The sequence below is a fragment of the Streptomyces sp. NPDC051976 genome (assembly GCF_040680795.1).
Classification (GTDB): domain Bacteria; phylum Actinomycetota; class Actinomycetes; order Streptomycetales; family Streptomycetaceae; genus Actinacidiphila.
Genome location: NZ_JBFAXL010000054.1, coordinates 1 through 14,609, shown reverse-complemented (window position 1 = coordinate 14,609; position 14,609 = coordinate 1). Strand labels below are relative to the sequence as shown.

The following is a 14,609-nucleotide window of genomic DNA, read 5'->3' as shown; positions in this document are numbered from 1 at the left end:
CGGGCGGGTGCGCCCGGTCAGTGCGCGAGTGTGCACCCGGTCAGTGCGAGCGCCCCGCCGGGCGCCGGTCGGCCGGCGCGGCGCCGGGGCCGCCGGTGGGGCGGTCCCGGCGGCGCTGCCACCAGGACTCGGCCGCGTAGACCAGCAGCACCGCCGCGATGGCGGTGAGGTGCTCGAACCCGGCCAGATTGGTGATCGTGACGAGCTCGATCAGTATCGCCGCGACGACCGCGCCCGCCGTCCACCAGGCCCGGTAGCGGCAGGCCACGTACACACCGAGGGCGACGACCGCCGCGGAGGGGCCGGTGTCGCGGCCGATCAGCCCCTCGACGGGCAGGCCGAGGAAGCCGTGCGGGCCGACCCACAGCGAGTAGCGGGCGAAGGTGGTGCCCGCCACCGTGGCCAGCAGGGCGATACCGAGACTGCGGCGGGCGCCGACCGTGGTCTCCGCGATGCCGAAGACCACCACCACCTGCACGATCAGCCCCCACACGGGCAGCGAGTAGTCGGGCACGAACAACGACAGCGGGGTGCGCAGCAGCGCCTTCCACCAGGGGAGCGTGGCGTAGACGCCGCCCAGCCGGTCCACCCAGTCCCCGGCGCCCTGCGAGTGCTGGACCAGTTGCAGCGCGAGGATCCCGGCGCAGGAGGAGAGCGTCAGCGGCAGCGCGCGCAGCCCGCGGGCGCGCAGCCGCAGCGCCACGTCGTGGGCCACCGCACCCCACTCCGCGTACGCGAACTCCCGTACCCGCTTGACCGCCGGCCCGCCGCCGGGCGCTCTCACCCGGCGCCCGCCGAAGCGGCTCCCGCGCGCGCCGGAGCAGCGCCCGCCGGGACGCGCGCACTCACCTGGCCGCGAACCGTTCCCTGCGGCGCAGGGGGGACGGCAGCCGGGGCGCTTCCAGGAAGCCCTCCGCGAGGGCGCCCGCGATACCGATCCTGGGCAGTTCGCTCGAGTTGCCGAAGAGTAGATAGCGCGGCTCCCAGATCGGACGGAACTTGGCGTTGGCGCGGTACAGCGACTCGATCTGCCACCAGCGGGAGAAGAACGTCAGCAGCGACCGCCACACCCGCAGCACCGGACCCGCGCCGAGCCGCGAACCGCGCTCGAAGACCGAGCGGAACATGGCGAAGTTCAGCGAGATCTGCGCGACGCCCACCTCGTCGGCCCGCTGGATCAGCTCGATCACCATGAACTCGATCAGGCCGTTGTCCGAGCCCCGGTCACGGCGCATCAGATCGAGCGACAGACCGCGCGGCCCCCACGGCACGAAGCTCAGCATCGCGCGCGGCCTGCCCTCGCCGTCCTGGCACTCGACCATCACGCAGTCGCCGTCGGTGGCGTCGCCGAGCCGCCCCAGCGCCATCGAGAAGCCGCGTTCGGTGCCGCCGTCGCGCCACCGGTCGGCGCGCTCCAGCAGCAGCTCCATCTCCTCCGGCGCGATGTCGGCGTGCCGCCTGATCCGTACGGTGCAACCCGAGCGGAGCACCCGGTTGTACGCCTGGCGCACCGTCCGCATCGCCCTCCCGTCGAGGGTGAACTCGGCGGTGTCCACGATCGCCTCGTCGCCGAGTTCGAGGGCGTCCAGGCCGTGCCGGGCGTAGACCGTACCGGCCTCCTCGCTGGCGCCCATCACGGCGGGCACCCACGCGTGCCGGACGGCCTCCGCCAGCCAGGCGTCGATGGCGCCGGGCCATGCCTCCGGGTCGCCGATCGGGTCGCCCGAGGCGAGCGAGACGCCGCCCACCACCCGGTAGGCGATCGCCGACTTGCCGCTCGGCGACCAGATGACGCTCTTGTCGCGGCGCAGCGCGAAGTAGCCGAGCGAGTCGCGGTCGCCGTGCTGGGCGAGCAGGTCGCGCAGCCGCTCCTCGTCGGCGGGGCACAGCAGCGCGCGGCCGCGCGGGGAGCGGAAGGCGACGAACAGCACCAGCGTGAAGAGGAGGGCGCTGAGCACGTTGATCACCACGTCCACCCAGGCGGGGGTGGCGATGGTCAGGAACGCGGTGTCGTTGGGCACCAGCGAGACCAGCCGCATCAGGGCGTATCTGAGGCTGTCGCCGAGACCCGCGCCCTGCTCGGTGTTGGTGGCGGTGACCAGGGCGGTGCCGATCAGCGCGGCCACCACCAGCCCGGCCGCGGCGGCCACGGCCGCGTGCCGCGGGTTGGCCCGGTCGCCCTTGGCGCGGAACTCGCCCCGGCCCAGCAGCAGCGCGCCGAGGAAGGCGGTGGTCAGGCCGAGCGAGATCCAGTTCTGCGCGTGCCGGTGGATGTCGGGCCACACCATGCTCAGCGCGAGGGCGGCGAGGAACAGGCCGCACACCACCAGGTTGAGGATCCACGCGGCGCGCTTGCGGCGGCGCATGGTGACGGCGAGGAAGAGCGCGAAGGCGCCCGAGGTGAAGCCCGCGGTGAGCAGGTACGGGGTGAAGTAGTCCTCGGTGTTGTGGCGGCGGATGTCCTGGCCGAAGGAGACCCAGACGGCGCCGAGGAAGTTCACCGCGGCGACGGACCGCAGGTACCAGACGGCGAATGCGGCGCCGCGCCGCGACCACGTCCCCGAGCTGCCGGTCTCCATAGCGGCTGATCTTATGACGGAATGTCCGCATTTATGGGGTAACGGCGCGAGGCTCCGGGAGTACCCCCGGGCGTGACGGCTCCGGGTGTTACGCCTCCGGGACGGCGTCGGGGTCGCCGACCGGCTCCGGCTTGCGCTCCGGCAGCTCCGCGGACAGCGCGGCGGCGGCCCGCAGCAGCGGCAGGGCGAGTACGGCGCCGGCGCCGCCGCCCAGGTGCACGTCGTGGTCGAGGAGCGGTTCGAGCGAGATACGGTCCAGCGCCTTCGCCTGGCCGGGCTCGCCGCTCGCGTGCCCCGCCAGCCACCAGTCCGGCGCCCGGAAGGCGATCCGCTGGCCGACGAGCGCGCAGGCCGCGCCGACGACGCCGTCGAGCACCACCGGGAGCTTGCGTACCGCGGACTGGAGCAGGAAGCCGGTCGTCGCGGCGAAGTCGGCGCCGCCGACCGCGGCCAGCAGCGCCAGTTGGTCGCCGAGGACCGGGCGGGCCCGGCGCAGCGCGTCCCTGATGGCCGCGCACTTGCGCATCCACGCCAGGTCGTCGATGCCGGAGCCGCGGCCGGTGACCACCGAGGCGTCGGTGCCGCACAGGGCGGCGATCAGTACCGCGGCGGGGGTGGTGCCGCCGACGCTGAGGTCGCCGAGGAGTACGAGGTCGGTGCCGGAGTCCGCCAGCTCGTCGGCGATCGCCATGCCCGTACGGAAGGCCCGTTCGGCCTCGTCCACGGTGAGGGCGTCCTCGATGTCGATCCGGCCGGAACCGCGGCGCACCCGGTGGGCCGTGACGTGCTCCGGCAGGTCGGCCGGGTCGCAGTCCAGCGCCATGTCCACGACCCGGACGGGGGCGCCGTACTGACGGGCCAGCACGTTCACCGGCGCGGTGCCGTCGACCGCCTCCCGCGCGAGCACGCTCGCGGTGCCCGCGGCCCGGGCCGAGACGCCGAGCGAGGCCACGCCGTGGTCGGCGGCGAAGAGCAGCACCTGCGGTGAGCTGATCGGGCGCACCGGGGCGTGGCCCTGCACGGCGGCCAGCCAGTCCGCCAGCTCGGCGACCTTCCCCAGCCCCGCCGCGGGCCGCACCAACCGCGGCCACCGCTCCTGAGAGTCCCGCCGCACCCCGGCGTCGGGCCGCTCCACCAAGGAGCCGAACTCGTCCAAGTCGATCCCACTCACCCCCCGAACACTACCCGCCCCCTCCCTTCCCCCTCACCCGGCCGCCCCTTCCCGCCGAACTCCTCTTCCCACCGCACCCTGTTCCGCCGCGACGGCGGGACGCCCCCGCCTCACCCGGCTCCGGGGCGCCCCCCTTCTCCGCCGCGACGGCGGGACGCCCCACGCCCTACACCGCTCCCGGCCGACCCACTTCCCGCCGCGACGGCGGGACGCTCCACGGACCTGTCCGGCGGTGCCGGGCGTTCCTCAGGCGGGTCCGGCACCGCCGGTCCGCGCCGCGGGGGCGTATCGCCGTCGCGGCGGGAGGAGTTGGCGGAAGACGGGTTCGTGGCGACGGGGGGTGCGGGCCGTGTTCGGGCTAGAGGGCGAGGACGCGGCCCGCCACCGACAGGAGGACCTGCTCCGACTCACCGGCCAGCGCAGCGTTGAGGCGGCCGAGTTCGTCGCGGAAGCGGCGGCCGGAGGAGGTGGCGGGGACGACGCCGGAGCCGACCTCGTTGGAGACGGCGACGACGGTGCGCCGGGTGGCGCGCCAGGCGGCGGCCAACTCGTCCACGCGGGAGCGGACTTCGCGTTCGGCGCCGTCGTGCCAGGCGTCGTCGGACCAGGCGTCGGCCTTGTCCATGACGTCGGTCAGCCAGAGCGCGAGGCAGTCGATCAGCAGCGGCGGCCCCTCCGCGTCACCGAGCAGCGGCAGCAGATCGCACGTCTCCTCGGTGCGCCAGGACGAGGGTCGCCGGTCGCGGTGCTGGGCGACCCGCCGCGCCCACTCGTCGTCGCCCTCGCGCCGCCCCCCGGTGGCCACGTAGAGGACACCGGGGAAGGCGGCGAGCCGCCGCTCCGCCTCGGCGGACTTGCCCGAGCGCGCACCGCCCAGCACCAGCGTGCGCCGCGGCACGTCCGGCACCTCGTGGTAGTCGCCGACGGCCAGCGTCGCACCGTCGGGCACCGCGCGGGCGCCGAGCGCGGCCAGCCGCCGGGCCAGTTCGGGCGGCGGCGGGGCGTCGTGGCCGAGGTGCACGGCGACCACGTCCGTCGTACCGCCCACCGCGCCCACCGCCCGCAGCCGGGCGAGCGCGTCCGGCCGCCCCGCCACGTCGAGCAGCACCAGGTCGTACGGCGCCTGCGCCTGCGCACTGCCCGCCGGGCCGCAACCGGGCGGCAGATAGAGCAGCCGCAGGCCGTCGGGCGACTCGATCGCGTACCCGGTGCCGGGCGCGTCCGTGGCCACCGCCTCCACCCGGTGCCCGGTGATCAGCGTCAGCCGCTGACCGTCGGGCACCCGCGCCGGTGCGGGCAGCCCCGGCGGGATCTCCACGGCGGGTCCGTCGTGCGGATGCGACAGCAGCACGAGGCGCAGCCCGGCCAGGGTGTGCCCGGCGCGGGCCGCGGCCAGCAGCACTCCGGGCGTCAGGTCGAGCAGCACCACGCCGTCGACGAGTACGGCGGTCGCGGCGCGCGCGCCCTCGCCCACGGCGAGCGCGCACCGCGCGCAGGGGCAGTCGGGCAGCGGCAGCGCCTCGGGGCCGCCGGTGCCGAGCAGGGTGAGTTCCACCCCCTGATCGTCTCGCGTCCGGGCGCGAGCGGTGTGGGGGGCCCGCCGAACGGTGATCGCCGATACGCTGCTGGGCAGGTGGAACAAGCATCCTGGATCGCAGACTCTGGACCGAGGAGACATACATGGCGTGGACGTGGCGGTTCGAGAAGGCCGACGGCACGGAGGTGCAGCCCGCGGTGCAGCCCGACGAGTTCACCACTCAGGGGGACGCCGAATCCTGGGTCGGTGAGGTCTGGAAGGACCTCGCCGAGGGCGGCGCCGACCAGGTGGTGCTGTTCGACGGCGACACCAAGATCTACGGCCCGATGAGCCTGCACGGCGAAGAGGACGCTTCCGCGTAGGAACGGCCCCTCACGCTGAAGGACGGCGGTACGGAACCCGGCGAAGCGGGTGCCGTACCGCCGTCCTCCTGCCCGGGCACACCGCGCCCGTCACAGCGACCCGAGCGTCACCTCGGCTGTCTCCGTCCTGCCGTCGCGGGTGTAGGTGACCTGGACCTTCTGGCCCGGTTTGTAGGCGGCCAGGGCCTCCGTCAGGGACTGGACCGTGGTGATCTGGGCGGAGCCGACCTTGGTGATGACATCGCCGGCCCGCAGCCCGGCCTTCTCGGCGGCGCCGCCTTTGTTGACCGAGACGATCGCGGCACCCGCGGGCTGCAGGTCGGAGTCGAGGACGCCGCGGACGGTGACGCCGAGGGCGGCCCGGCCGGAGTCGGTGACCTTGCCCTTGCTGATGATCTGGTCGGCGATGCGCTTGACGGTGGAGGAGGGGATGGCGAAGCCGATGCCGGGGGCGGCGCCGGAGCCGAACTGCGGGTCGGTGGCGGCCAGCGTCGGGATGCCGATCACCTGGTCGGCGAGGTCGACCAGTGCGCCGCCGCTGTTGCCCGGGTTGATCGCCGCCGAGGTCTGCACCATGTCGGTGATGGTGGCGCCCGAACCGCCGCCCGAGCTGTCGGACGCGCCCTCGGTGACGGTGCGGCCGGTCCCCGACACGATGCCCTCGGTGACGCTGCTGGACAGCCCCAGCGGATTGCCCATCGCCAGCACGATCTGGCCGACCGACACCTTGGAGGAGTCGGCGAAGGAGGCCGGTTTCAGGCCGCTGGGCGGCGACGTGAGCCGGATGACGGCGAGGTCGCCCGCCGGGTAGGAGGCCACCAGCTGCGCCGTCATCGTCTTGCCGCCGGTCGCCAGCGACACATGGAAGTTCTTGGCGCCGTCGACGACATGGGCGTTGGTGACGACGTCACCCCGGTCGTCGTAGACCACCCCGGAGCCGAGGTCCTTGTCGGTGGTGATCTGGACGACCGACGGGAGGACGTTCTTGACCGTGTTCTGGTACTCCGTCTGGAGGTCGTTGGCGCCGGAGCCCGCGGCGGACGCCATGGGGGCCGCCACCGAGGACGTACCCGACGGCGTGCCGGCGGAGCTGCACCCGGCGGCCAGCAGCGCGGTCACTCCCAGCGCGGCGGCGGTCAGCGCGACGGGGGCGCGGAGCCTGGGTTGACGCGATCCACTCATGTCTGGATTGTCGCGTTCCCGACGGCCCGTCACCCGGCTCGGGCCGCCGTTCGGGTTGCGCACCGCACCCGGCTCGCCGCCGGGCGGGGCGCGGCCCGCTCAGGTCCTGACGCCGCACAGGTGCAGCAGCGCGGCCACCGCACGGTACGGGTCGGTGCGGCCCGCCCGGTCCTCCGCGTCCAGCAGCCGTGCCAGTTCGTGCGGGTCCTGGGGCGCCCGCGCGTGGTCCGGCGCCGCGTCGGTGAGCACCCGCACCCCGTACCAGGCGTGCAGCGGTACGCCGATCCCGGCCAGGGTGGCGGTCAGCGGCTCGCGGCGGTCGGCGCGCGTGGCCAGCCCCAGCCGGTTGGTGTAGCCGGTGGAGCCGAACGCCTCCAGCGCCCCCTCCCAGTCGCCGAGCAGCCCGGGGCGCAGGGCGAGCGCGTCGCCGTTGCGCACCAGCAGCGACAGCAGGCCGCCGGGCGCCAGCACCCGGGCCAGCGCGGCCAGCATCGGCTCGGGGCGCGGCACGTACATCAGGACGCCGTGGCAGAGCACCACGTCGAAGCAGGCGGGCTCGAAGTGCCTGCCGGTCTCCCGGCCGTCGCCCTCGATCAGCGTCAGGCGCCCGCGTACGGCGGCGGGCTCGGCCTCGACCGCGGCGTGCAGTGCCTCCAGCATCACCGGATCGGACTCGAGACCGGTCACCAGATGGCCGGCGCGGGCCAGCCGTAGCGCCTGGGTGCCCTGCCCCGGTCCGATGTCCAGCACGCGCAGCCGCGGCGGCCCCGCGTGGGCGGCGCCGGAACGGGGGAACCGCTCGGCGATCTGCTCGTCGAGCTGCCGGGCGACCAGCTCCTGCCGCACCGTGTTCCGCAGGCCGCCGAGACCGGCGAGCCAGCCGTCCGCACCGCCGCCGAAACCGGCCGCGCCGGGCACACCACCGGGGCCCGGGCCGGTCTGGCCCGCGCCGTGGAAGGGGTGGTGGCCGGTGTGCCCGCCGTTCAGGGCTTGGTGCCGCGCTGGACCTGCGGCTTCGGCAGCCGCAGCCGGCGCATCTGGAGCGTGCGCATCAGACCGTAGGCCATGGCGCCCTTGGTGTTCTGGTCGGGGAAACGCTTCCGCAGGTTCCCGCGCAGCCGGACGCCGGTGATCGCGGAGTCGACCACGATCGCCACGATCACGATCAGCCACAGCAGCAGCGACAGGCTCTGCAGCGAGCCGATGATGCTCATCACCAGGATCAGCACGGCCAGCGGCAGGAAGAACTCGGCCACCCGGTAGCGGGAGTCCACGTAGTCCCGGGTGTACTTGCGCACCGGGCCCTTGTCGCGGAGCGGCAGATACCGCTCGTCGCCGCCTGCCAGCGCCTCGCGCTGCTTGGCCAGCTCCGTCCGGCGCGTGTCGCGGGCCTGCCGGGTGGCGGCCTTGCGGTCGGTGGGGGCCGTCACAGCCTTGCGGCGCTGGTTCTGCGCCTCGCTGCGCTTGGGCGTGGGGCGACCCTTGGGAGCCTGGGGGTCGCGGGCCTGGTCGTCGAGCACCGCGGTGGTCGAGACCTGCTCATCTTGGGAACGACGTCGGAACACACTCCCAGGTTACGTGGTCGCGGCGCCGTCCCCCAGCCCCTCACCTACTCCTTGGGCCGGAGGTCACCGAACCGTGATCGTCCCTACGGATGACCGCATCCGCGTCCGAACAGTGCGGTAATGGAACCAGGCCCCGTAGGCTTGGGGTCTGAAGAGGTGCTGAGGCATCCTGGAGCAGTTGCCGGAGAAGGGGGCGCGCGAGGCCCATGAGCGGTGTCATGAAGCGGATGGGATTGATCTTCCGCGCGAAGGCCAACAAGGCCCTGGACAGGGCCGAGGACCCGCGCGAGACGCTTGACTACTCGTACCAGAAGCAGCTCGAGCTGCTGCAGAAGGTACGCAGGGGTGTGGCCGACGTCGCCACCTCCCGCAAGCGCCTCGAACTGCAGCTCACCGAGCTGCAGAAGAAGTCGGCGACCTATGAGGACCAGGGCCGCAAGGCCCTCGCGCTGGGTCGTGAGGACCTGGCCCGCGAGGCGCTGTCGCGCCGGGCCGCGCTCCAGCAGCAGGTGACCGACCTGGAGACGCAGCACACCACCCTGCAGGGCGAGGAGGAGAAGCTCACGCTCGCCTCCCAGCGGCTGCAGGCCAAGGTCGACGCCTTCCGTACGAAGAAGGAGACCATCAAGGCCACGTACACCGCGGCCCAGGCCCAGACCCAGATCGGCGAGGCGTTCTCCGGCATCTCCGAGGAGATGGGCGACGTCGGCATGGCGATCCAGCGTGCCGAGGACAAGACCGAGCAGCTCCGCGCCCGTGCCGGCGCGCTCGACGAGCTGCTGGCCTCCGGGGCCCTGGACGACCCGAGCGGTCTGGCCAAGGACGACATCCAGGCCGAGCTGGACCGGCTCTCCGGTGGCAGCGACGTCGAGCTGGAGCTGCAGCGGATGAAGGCCGAGCTGGCCGGTGGCAGCGCCCCGCAGGCCATCGAGGGTGGCAACGGCGGCCAGGCGGGCCGGCAGGAGCCGCAGGACACGCCCAGGTTCGACAAGCAGTAGCACGCGGCGGCAGCCCGTCGACGGCGGCCTGTCGGTGACAGGCGGCAGCTCGGGCAGTGACCTACGGAGGAGGCCGTCATGATCGTACGGATCATGGGGGAGGGCCAGCTCGGACTCGACGACAGCCATGTCACCGAGCTGAACCGGCTGGACGACGAGCTGCTCGCCGAGATCCAGCGCGGCGACGAGGAGGGCTTCCGGCGCACGCTGGGCGCCCTGCTCGACGCGGTCCGCAGGCTGGGCGAGCCGCTGCCCGACGACGCCCTGGAACCGTCCGGGCTGATCCTGCCGTCCCCGGACGCCAGCCTGGACGAGGTCAGGAAGATGCTCAACGACGACGGGCTCATCCCGGGTTGAGGCGCGCGTCCCGAGGTGAGCCGGGCCACGATCGGCTCCACGGGGCGAGCGGACCAGTACCGTGGGCGACTGTGCAGTATCCGCTCAGGAAAGCCCTCACCGGCCCCAGGTGCTGGTTGCGCGCCCACCAGGGCACAGCCGACGCCGGGCTGGCCGCCGCCGTCCTCGGGGTGATCCTGCTCGGCGGCACCAGCGGCGTCCACAGCTACGAGCTGGGGACGGCCGGTATCGCCCTGGCCGCCTTCTCGTGCGCGTCACTGGCGCTGCGCCGCCGCTTCCCGTGGGCCGTGCTGGTCTTCACCTGCGCGCTGTCCGCCGTCTTCATCACCCTGCGCCCGGCCGACGGCCGGGTCCCGGTGATCCTGGCCGCCGCGGTCGCGCTCTACACCGTCGCGGCCCGTACCGACCGCTCCACCACCTGGACCACCGGCCTGCTGGCCTGCGTCGGCCTGACCGCGCTCGCGATGGTCTTCGGCTGCGGCCCCTGGTACGGGCAGGCCAACCTCGCCGTCTTCGCCTGGACCGGCATGGCCGCCGCGGCCGGTGACGCGGTCCGCAGCCGCCGGGCGTACGTGACCGCGGTGGAGGAGCGGGCGCTGCGCGCCGAGCAGACCCGCGAGGAGGAGGCCAAGCGGCGGGTCGCCGAGGAGCGAATGCGGATCGCCCGCGAGCTGCACGACGTCGTCGCCCACCACATCGCGCTGGTCAACGTCCAGGCCGGGGTCGCGGCGCATGTCATGGACAACCGCCCCGACCAGGCCAAACAGGCTCTCGCCCATGTCCGGGAGGCCAGCCGCTCCGCGCTCCACGAGCTGCGCGCCACCGTCGGCCTGCTGCGCCAGTACGGCGAGCCCGAGGCGCCCAGGGAGCCCGCCCCCGGGCTGGCGCTGCTCGACCAGCTCCTCGACGGCTTCCAGCGCGCCGGGCTGCACGTCACCGTCGAGGACGACGACGGCGCGGGCGCGGACGGCGACCCGGACGCGCCGCTGCCCGCCAGCGTCGACCTCACCGCGTACCGGGTGATCCAGGAGTCGCTCACCAACGTCCAGAAGCACGCGGGCCCCGGCGCGGACGCCGTCGTCAGGATCCGCCGCGAGCCCGGTGTGCTGGAGGTGGTCGTGGACGACGACGGCGCGCCCGGCACGGCCGCCTCGCTGCTCCCGGCCGGAACCCTGCCGAGGCCGGGCCGGAGCGCCGACGGCCCGGTGCCGCCGGGCATCCCCTGCCCGGCCGACCCGCCGGACGGCAGCACCGGCGGCCACGGCCTGCTCGGCATGCACGAACGCGCGGGCGCCCTCGGCGGCATGTGCCGGGCCGGTGCCCGCCCCGGCGGCGGGTTCCGGGTCTGGGTCCGGCTGCCGCTCACCGCCCCGCCCACCCCGCGGCCCGCGACCGCGCCGCCGACCGCCCAGGGCAGCGCCGGATGACCGCCCAGGACCGGGCTCCGGCCCGGCCGCTGAGGGTGCTGCTCGCCGACGACCAGGCGCTGCTGCGCGGCGCGCTGCGGGTGCTGGTGGAGTCCGAGCCGGACATGGAGGTGGTGGGGGAGGCGGCCGACGGGGCGGTGGCGGTGCAGCTCGCCCGCGCGGCACGGCCCGACGTGGTGCTGATGGACATCCGGATGCCGGGCACCGACGGGCTCGCCGCGACCCGCGAGATCACCGGGGACCCGGATCTGTCGGGGACCGCGGTGCTGGTGCTGACCACCTTCGAGGCCGACGAGTACGTGGTGGGGGCGATCCTCGCCGGGGCCGCGGGCTTCCTCGGCAAGGGCGCCGAGCCCGACGAACTCCTGGGCGGCATCAGGACGGTGGCCGCGGGTGACGCGCTGCTCTCGCCGTCCGCCACCAAGAGCCTGATCGCCCGCTTCGTCTCCCAGCACAGCGGTGGCGGCGTCGCCACGGTCGCCGGACTGGACACGCTCACCGTCCGGGAGCGCGAGGTGCTGGTCGAGGTGGCGGGCGGACTGTCCAACGACGCCATCGCCGTACGCCTCGGGGTCAGCCCGCTCACCGTCAAGACCCACATCAACCACACCATGGCCAAGCTCGCCGCCCGCGACCGGGCCCAACTGGTCGTCGCCGCCTACGAGTCGGGCCTGGTCCGGCCGCAGACCCGCTGAGCCGCGGGATCAGGGGAAGGTGCCGGAGGGGATGTACGGCGCCGGCGGGCGCATGCCGCGCAGGCAGACGAACCCGGCGTTGGCGATGTCCAGCCCGGCGGCGATCCCCACGTCCAGCGCCCAGTCCTGCTCGGCGGTCAGCCCGTGGACCCGCGCGGTCTCGCCCTCCGGCACGCTCAGCAGCGCGGCGGTCAGCAGCCGGGTGGCCAGCCGGCGTGAGGTGGCGGCGAGCATCTCGACGGTGCCGCCGCGGGTGTAGCAGTAGCCGCTGCCCGCCAGGTCGTCGACCACGAACAGCCGGTGGTGGCGGAGCAGTTCCTCGTGGTCGGCGCCGTGCGCCCCGCCGCGGGTCCTGCGGTCGACGGAGTCCATCATGTCGCGGTGCCGCTCGGTGCCCTCGTGCACGGCGCCGTCCAGCGGCTTCAGCCCGCCGGCGTCCACCGGCCCGGTCAGCCGCATCGCCGGGTGCAGCGTGAAGCCCGCCCTGCGGTACGTACGGGCCGCCACCGGGTCGGGCGGGCAGCCGATGATGCCGCGCAGGCAGGCCCGCCCGTGCACCAGCGCCCGCGCCAGCAGCGCCTTGCCGACGCCCTTTCCCTGGGCGCCCGGCACCACCGCGAGCAGCGAGAGCCCCCAGGTGCCCTCGCGCCGCGAGGACAGCACGACCCCCATGGGGCCCGCCGTCTCGTCCTCGACGACCCAGCAGCCGCCGGGGTCGGTACGGGTCAGGTGCCGGGTGGTGCCGTGGTGGCGGGCGGTCCGCTCCGGCGGCCAGTCGGTGTCCGCGGGCTCGCCCCCGAGGGTGCGGGAGGCGCCGAAGGCGGCGGCCGCCACCACCCGCACGACCTCGGCGTCCTCGTCGTCGTCACGTACCGGTCGAAGGATCACGCCCCCATTTTCGCCCCGGCGGTCACGGCAGGGCGAGCATCTGCTCCAGCGCCAGCTTGGCGAAGTGCTCGGTCTCCGCGTCCACCTGGATCCGGTTGACCAGCTTGCCGTCGGCCAGCGACTCCAGCGTCCACACCAGGTGCGGCAGGTCGATCCGGTTCATGGTCGAGCAGAAGCAGACGGTCTTGTCGAGGAAGACCACCTGCTTGTCCGGGTGGGCCTTGGCCAGCCGGCGTACCAGGTTCAGCTCGGTGCCCAGCGCCCACGCGGATCCGGCCGGGGCCGCGTCCAGCATCTTGATGATGTGCTCGGTGGAGCCCACGTAGTCGGCGGCGCTGACCACCTCGTGGCGGCACTCGGGGTGCACCAGTACGTTCACCCCCGGTATCCGGGCGCGGACGTCCTCGACCGAGTCCAGCGAGAAGCGGCCGTGCACCGAGCAGTGGCCGCGCCACAGGATCATCTTGGCGGCGCGCAGCTCCTCGACGGTCAGTCCGCCGTTGGGCTTGTGCGGGTTGTACAGGACGCAGTCCTCCAGGGACATGCCCATGTCCCGCACCGCGGTGTTGCGCCCGAGGTGCTGGTCGGGCAGGAAGAGCACCTTCTCGCCCTTGTCGAACGCCCACTCCAGCGCGCGCTCCGCGTTGGAGGAGGTGCAGATGGTCCCGCCGTGCCGGCCGGTGAACGCCTTGATGTCCGCCGAGGAGTTCATGTACGAGACGGGGACGGTGACATCCGCCACGCCCGCCTCGGTGAGCACGTCCCAGCACTCGGCGACCTGCTCGGCGGTGGCCATGTCGGCCATCGAGCAGCCGGCGGCCAGGTCGGGCAGGATCACCTGCTGCCGCTCGGAGGTGAGGATGTCGGCCGACTCGGCCATGAAGTGCACACCGCAGAAGACGATGTACTCGGCCTCGGGCCGGGCCGCGGCGTCCCGCGCCAGCTTGAAGGAGTCACCGGTCACGTCCGCGAACTCGATGACCTCGTCGCGCTGGTAGTGGTGGCCGAGGATGAAGACCCGGTCGCCGAGGCGGGCCTTGGCGGCGCGGGCGCGCTCCACCAGATCCGGGTCGGACGGCGCGGGAAGGTCGCCCGGACAGTCGACCCCGCGCTCGCTGCGCGGGTCGGACTCGCGGCCGAGCAGAAGCAGTGCGAGCGGCGTGGGCTGAACGTCCAGCGTTGGCGTGGTGGTCACGGGCCCGTAGCCCTTTCTTTGCAGAGCAGACCTTTTCGTCTACTTGACACTATCTATCATAGCTCCTTCGTGTCAGATTGACGATGGCCGTCATGTCAATGTGACGCATTCCCTTGAGCGAGCAGCGGTGTGCGAGCATGGTGAGGGAACAAGCCGCAGCGGACCCGGAATGAATCCGAGCGGCCACCGGTTAGCAGTCGGTAGCCAGCAGTCCGTACAACCCGGGAGAGAAGCACATGACGGTTCAGGACGAGACCACCACGAGCGACGGCATCCTCCTGTCGGACGCCGCCGCCGAGAAGGTGAAGAACCTGCTGGAGCAGGAAGGCCGCGAGGACCTCGCTCTGCGTGTCGCCGTCCAGCCCGGCGGCTGCTCGGGCCTGCGCTACCAGCTCTTCTTCGACGAGCGCTCGCTCGACGGCGACGTCGTCAAGGACTTCGGCGGCGTCAAGGTCGTCACCGACCGGATGAGCGCCCCGTACCTGGGCGGCGCCTCCATCGACTTCGTGGACACGATCGAGAAGCAGGGCTTCACGATCGACAACCCGAACGCCACGGGCTCCTGCGCCTGCGGCGACTCGTTCCACTGACGCCGATCCCCACCGGAACCGCGCGGGACTGACAGCGGCGGCCGCACCCTCCGTCCGAGGGTG

Annotated in this window: 15 protein-coding genes; 6 read left to right on the top strand and 9 right to left on the bottom strand. The window is 73.6% G+C overall.

Annotated features, from left to right (window positions below; translation table 11 throughout):
- Positions 1-40 precede the first annotated feature (40 nt).
- The 4 genes from AB0M29_RS35880 to AB0M29_RS35865 form a co-directional block, all read right to left on the bottom strand.
- Positions 41-784, bottom strand: a complete 744-nt coding sequence (locus AB0M29_RS35880) for a hypothetical protein (protein ID WP_365390654.1) — start codon at positions 782-784, stop codon at positions 41-43.
- 61 nt (positions 785-845) lie between these two features.
- Positions 846-2,579 carry a phosphatidylglycerol lysyltransferase domain-containing protein gene (locus AB0M29_RS35875; RefSeq protein WP_365390652.1) on the bottom strand — a complete coding sequence of 578 codons (1,734 nt, stop codon included), beginning with the start codon at positions 2,577-2,579 and terminating at the stop codon, positions 846-848.
- Between the two features lie 88 nt (positions 2,580-2,667).
- Complete coding sequence (gene cobT, locus AB0M29_RS35870) at positions 2,668-3,750, bottom strand: nicotinate-nucleotide--dimethylbenzimidazole phosphoribosyltransferase (protein ID WP_365390651.1); 1,083 nt, start codon at positions 3,748-3,750, stop codon at positions 2,668-2,670.
- Between the two features lie 358 nt (positions 3,751-4,108).
- The gene (locus tag AB0M29_RS35865; protein WP_365390649.1) at positions 4,109-5,305 is read right to left on the bottom strand and encodes a bifunctional adenosylcobinamide kinase/adenosylcobinamide-phosphate guanylyltransferase; all 1,197 of its coding nucleotides are present in this window, start codon (positions 5,303-5,305) and stop codon (positions 4,109-4,111) included.
- Between the two features lie 125 nt (positions 5,306-5,430).
- Here AB0M29_RS35865 and AB0M29_RS35860 point away from each other — a divergent pair, with 125 nt between their 5' ends.
- Complete coding sequence (locus AB0M29_RS35860; protein ID WP_365390647.1) at positions 5,431-5,649, top strand: hypothetical protein; 219 nt, start codon at positions 5,431-5,433, stop codon at positions 5,647-5,649.
- 90 nt (positions 5,650-5,739) lie between these two features.
- Here the strand turns inward: AB0M29_RS35860 and AB0M29_RS35855 are convergent, their stop codons facing one another.
- The 3 genes from AB0M29_RS35855 to AB0M29_RS35845 all read right to left on the bottom strand — a co-directional run bounded on the left by AB0M29_RS35855 (position 5,740) and on the right by AB0M29_RS35845 (position 8,396).
- Positions 5,740-6,831: a trypsin-like peptidase domain-containing protein gene (locus AB0M29_RS35855; RefSeq protein ID WP_365390645.1), complete on the bottom strand. Its 1,092-nt coding sequence runs from the start codon at positions 6,829-6,831 to the stop codon at positions 5,740-5,742.
- A 99-nt stretch (positions 6,832-6,930) separates the two neighbouring features.
- Positions 6,931-7,749, bottom strand: a complete 819-nt coding sequence (locus AB0M29_RS35850) for a class I SAM-dependent methyltransferase (RefSeq protein ID WP_365390643.1) — start codon at positions 7,747-7,749, stop codon at positions 6,931-6,933.
- 65 nt (positions 7,750-7,814) lie between these two features.
- The gene (locus AB0M29_RS35845; protein WP_365390641.1) at positions 7,815-8,396 is read right to left on the bottom strand and encodes a DUF3043 domain-containing protein; all 582 of its coding nucleotides are present in this window, start codon (positions 8,394-8,396) and stop codon (positions 7,815-7,817) included.
- A gap of 206 nt (positions 8,397-8,602) precedes the next feature.
- Here AB0M29_RS35845 and AB0M29_RS35840 point away from each other — a divergent pair, with 206 nt between their 5' ends.
- The 4 genes from AB0M29_RS35840 to AB0M29_RS35825 all read left to right on the top strand — a co-directional run bounded on the left by AB0M29_RS35840 (position 8,603) and on the right by AB0M29_RS35825 (position 11,873).
- A complete protein-coding gene (locus AB0M29_RS35840) occupies positions 8,603-9,394 on the top strand; it encodes a PspA/IM30 family protein (protein WP_365390640.1) in 792 nt (263 codons plus the stop codon).
- Positions 9,395-9,472: 78 nt separating this feature from the next.
- Positions 9,473-9,751 carry a hypothetical protein gene (locus AB0M29_RS35835; protein ID WP_365390638.1) on the top strand — a complete coding sequence of 93 codons (279 nt, stop codon included), beginning with the start codon at positions 9,473-9,475 and terminating at the stop codon, positions 9,749-9,751.
- Between the two features lie 116 nt (positions 9,752-9,867).
- A complete protein-coding gene (locus AB0M29_RS35830; protein WP_365390637.1) occupies positions 9,868-11,178 on the top strand; it encodes a histidine kinase in 1,311 nt (436 codons plus the stop codon).
- The gene (locus AB0M29_RS35825) at positions 11,175-11,873 is read left to right on the top strand and encodes a response regulator transcription factor (RefSeq protein WP_365390635.1); all 699 of its coding nucleotides are present in this window, start codon (positions 11,175-11,177) and stop codon (positions 11,871-11,873) included. The genes AB0M29_RS35830 and AB0M29_RS35825 overlap by 4 nt, the downstream gene beginning before the upstream one ends.
- 9 nt (positions 11,874-11,882) lie before the next feature.
- Here AB0M29_RS35825 and AB0M29_RS35820 read toward each other — a convergent pair whose 3' ends face one another.
- Together AB0M29_RS35820 and nadA are read right to left on the bottom strand one after the other, a co-directional pair.
- Positions 11,883-12,761 carry a GNAT family N-acetyltransferase gene (locus AB0M29_RS35820; protein ID WP_365390633.1) on the bottom strand — a complete coding sequence of 293 codons (879 nt, stop codon included), beginning with the start codon at positions 12,759-12,761 and terminating at the stop codon, positions 11,883-11,885.
- 22 nt (positions 12,762-12,783) lie between these two features.
- Positions 12,784-13,956, bottom strand: coding sequence for a quinolinate synthase NadA (gene nadA / locus AB0M29_RS35815; RefSeq protein ID WP_365390631.1), 1,173 nt, complete (start codon positions 13,954-13,956; stop codon positions 12,784-12,786).
- Between the two features lie 236 nt (positions 13,957-14,192).
- Here nadA and AB0M29_RS35810 point away from each other — a divergent pair, with 236 nt between their 5' ends.
- The gene (locus AB0M29_RS35810; RefSeq protein ID WP_365390629.1) at positions 14,193-14,546 is read left to right on the top strand and encodes an iron-sulfur cluster assembly accessory protein; all 354 of its coding nucleotides are present in this window, start codon (positions 14,193-14,195) and stop codon (positions 14,544-14,546) included.
- The last annotated feature ends 63 nt before the right edge of the window (positions 14,547-14,609 follow it).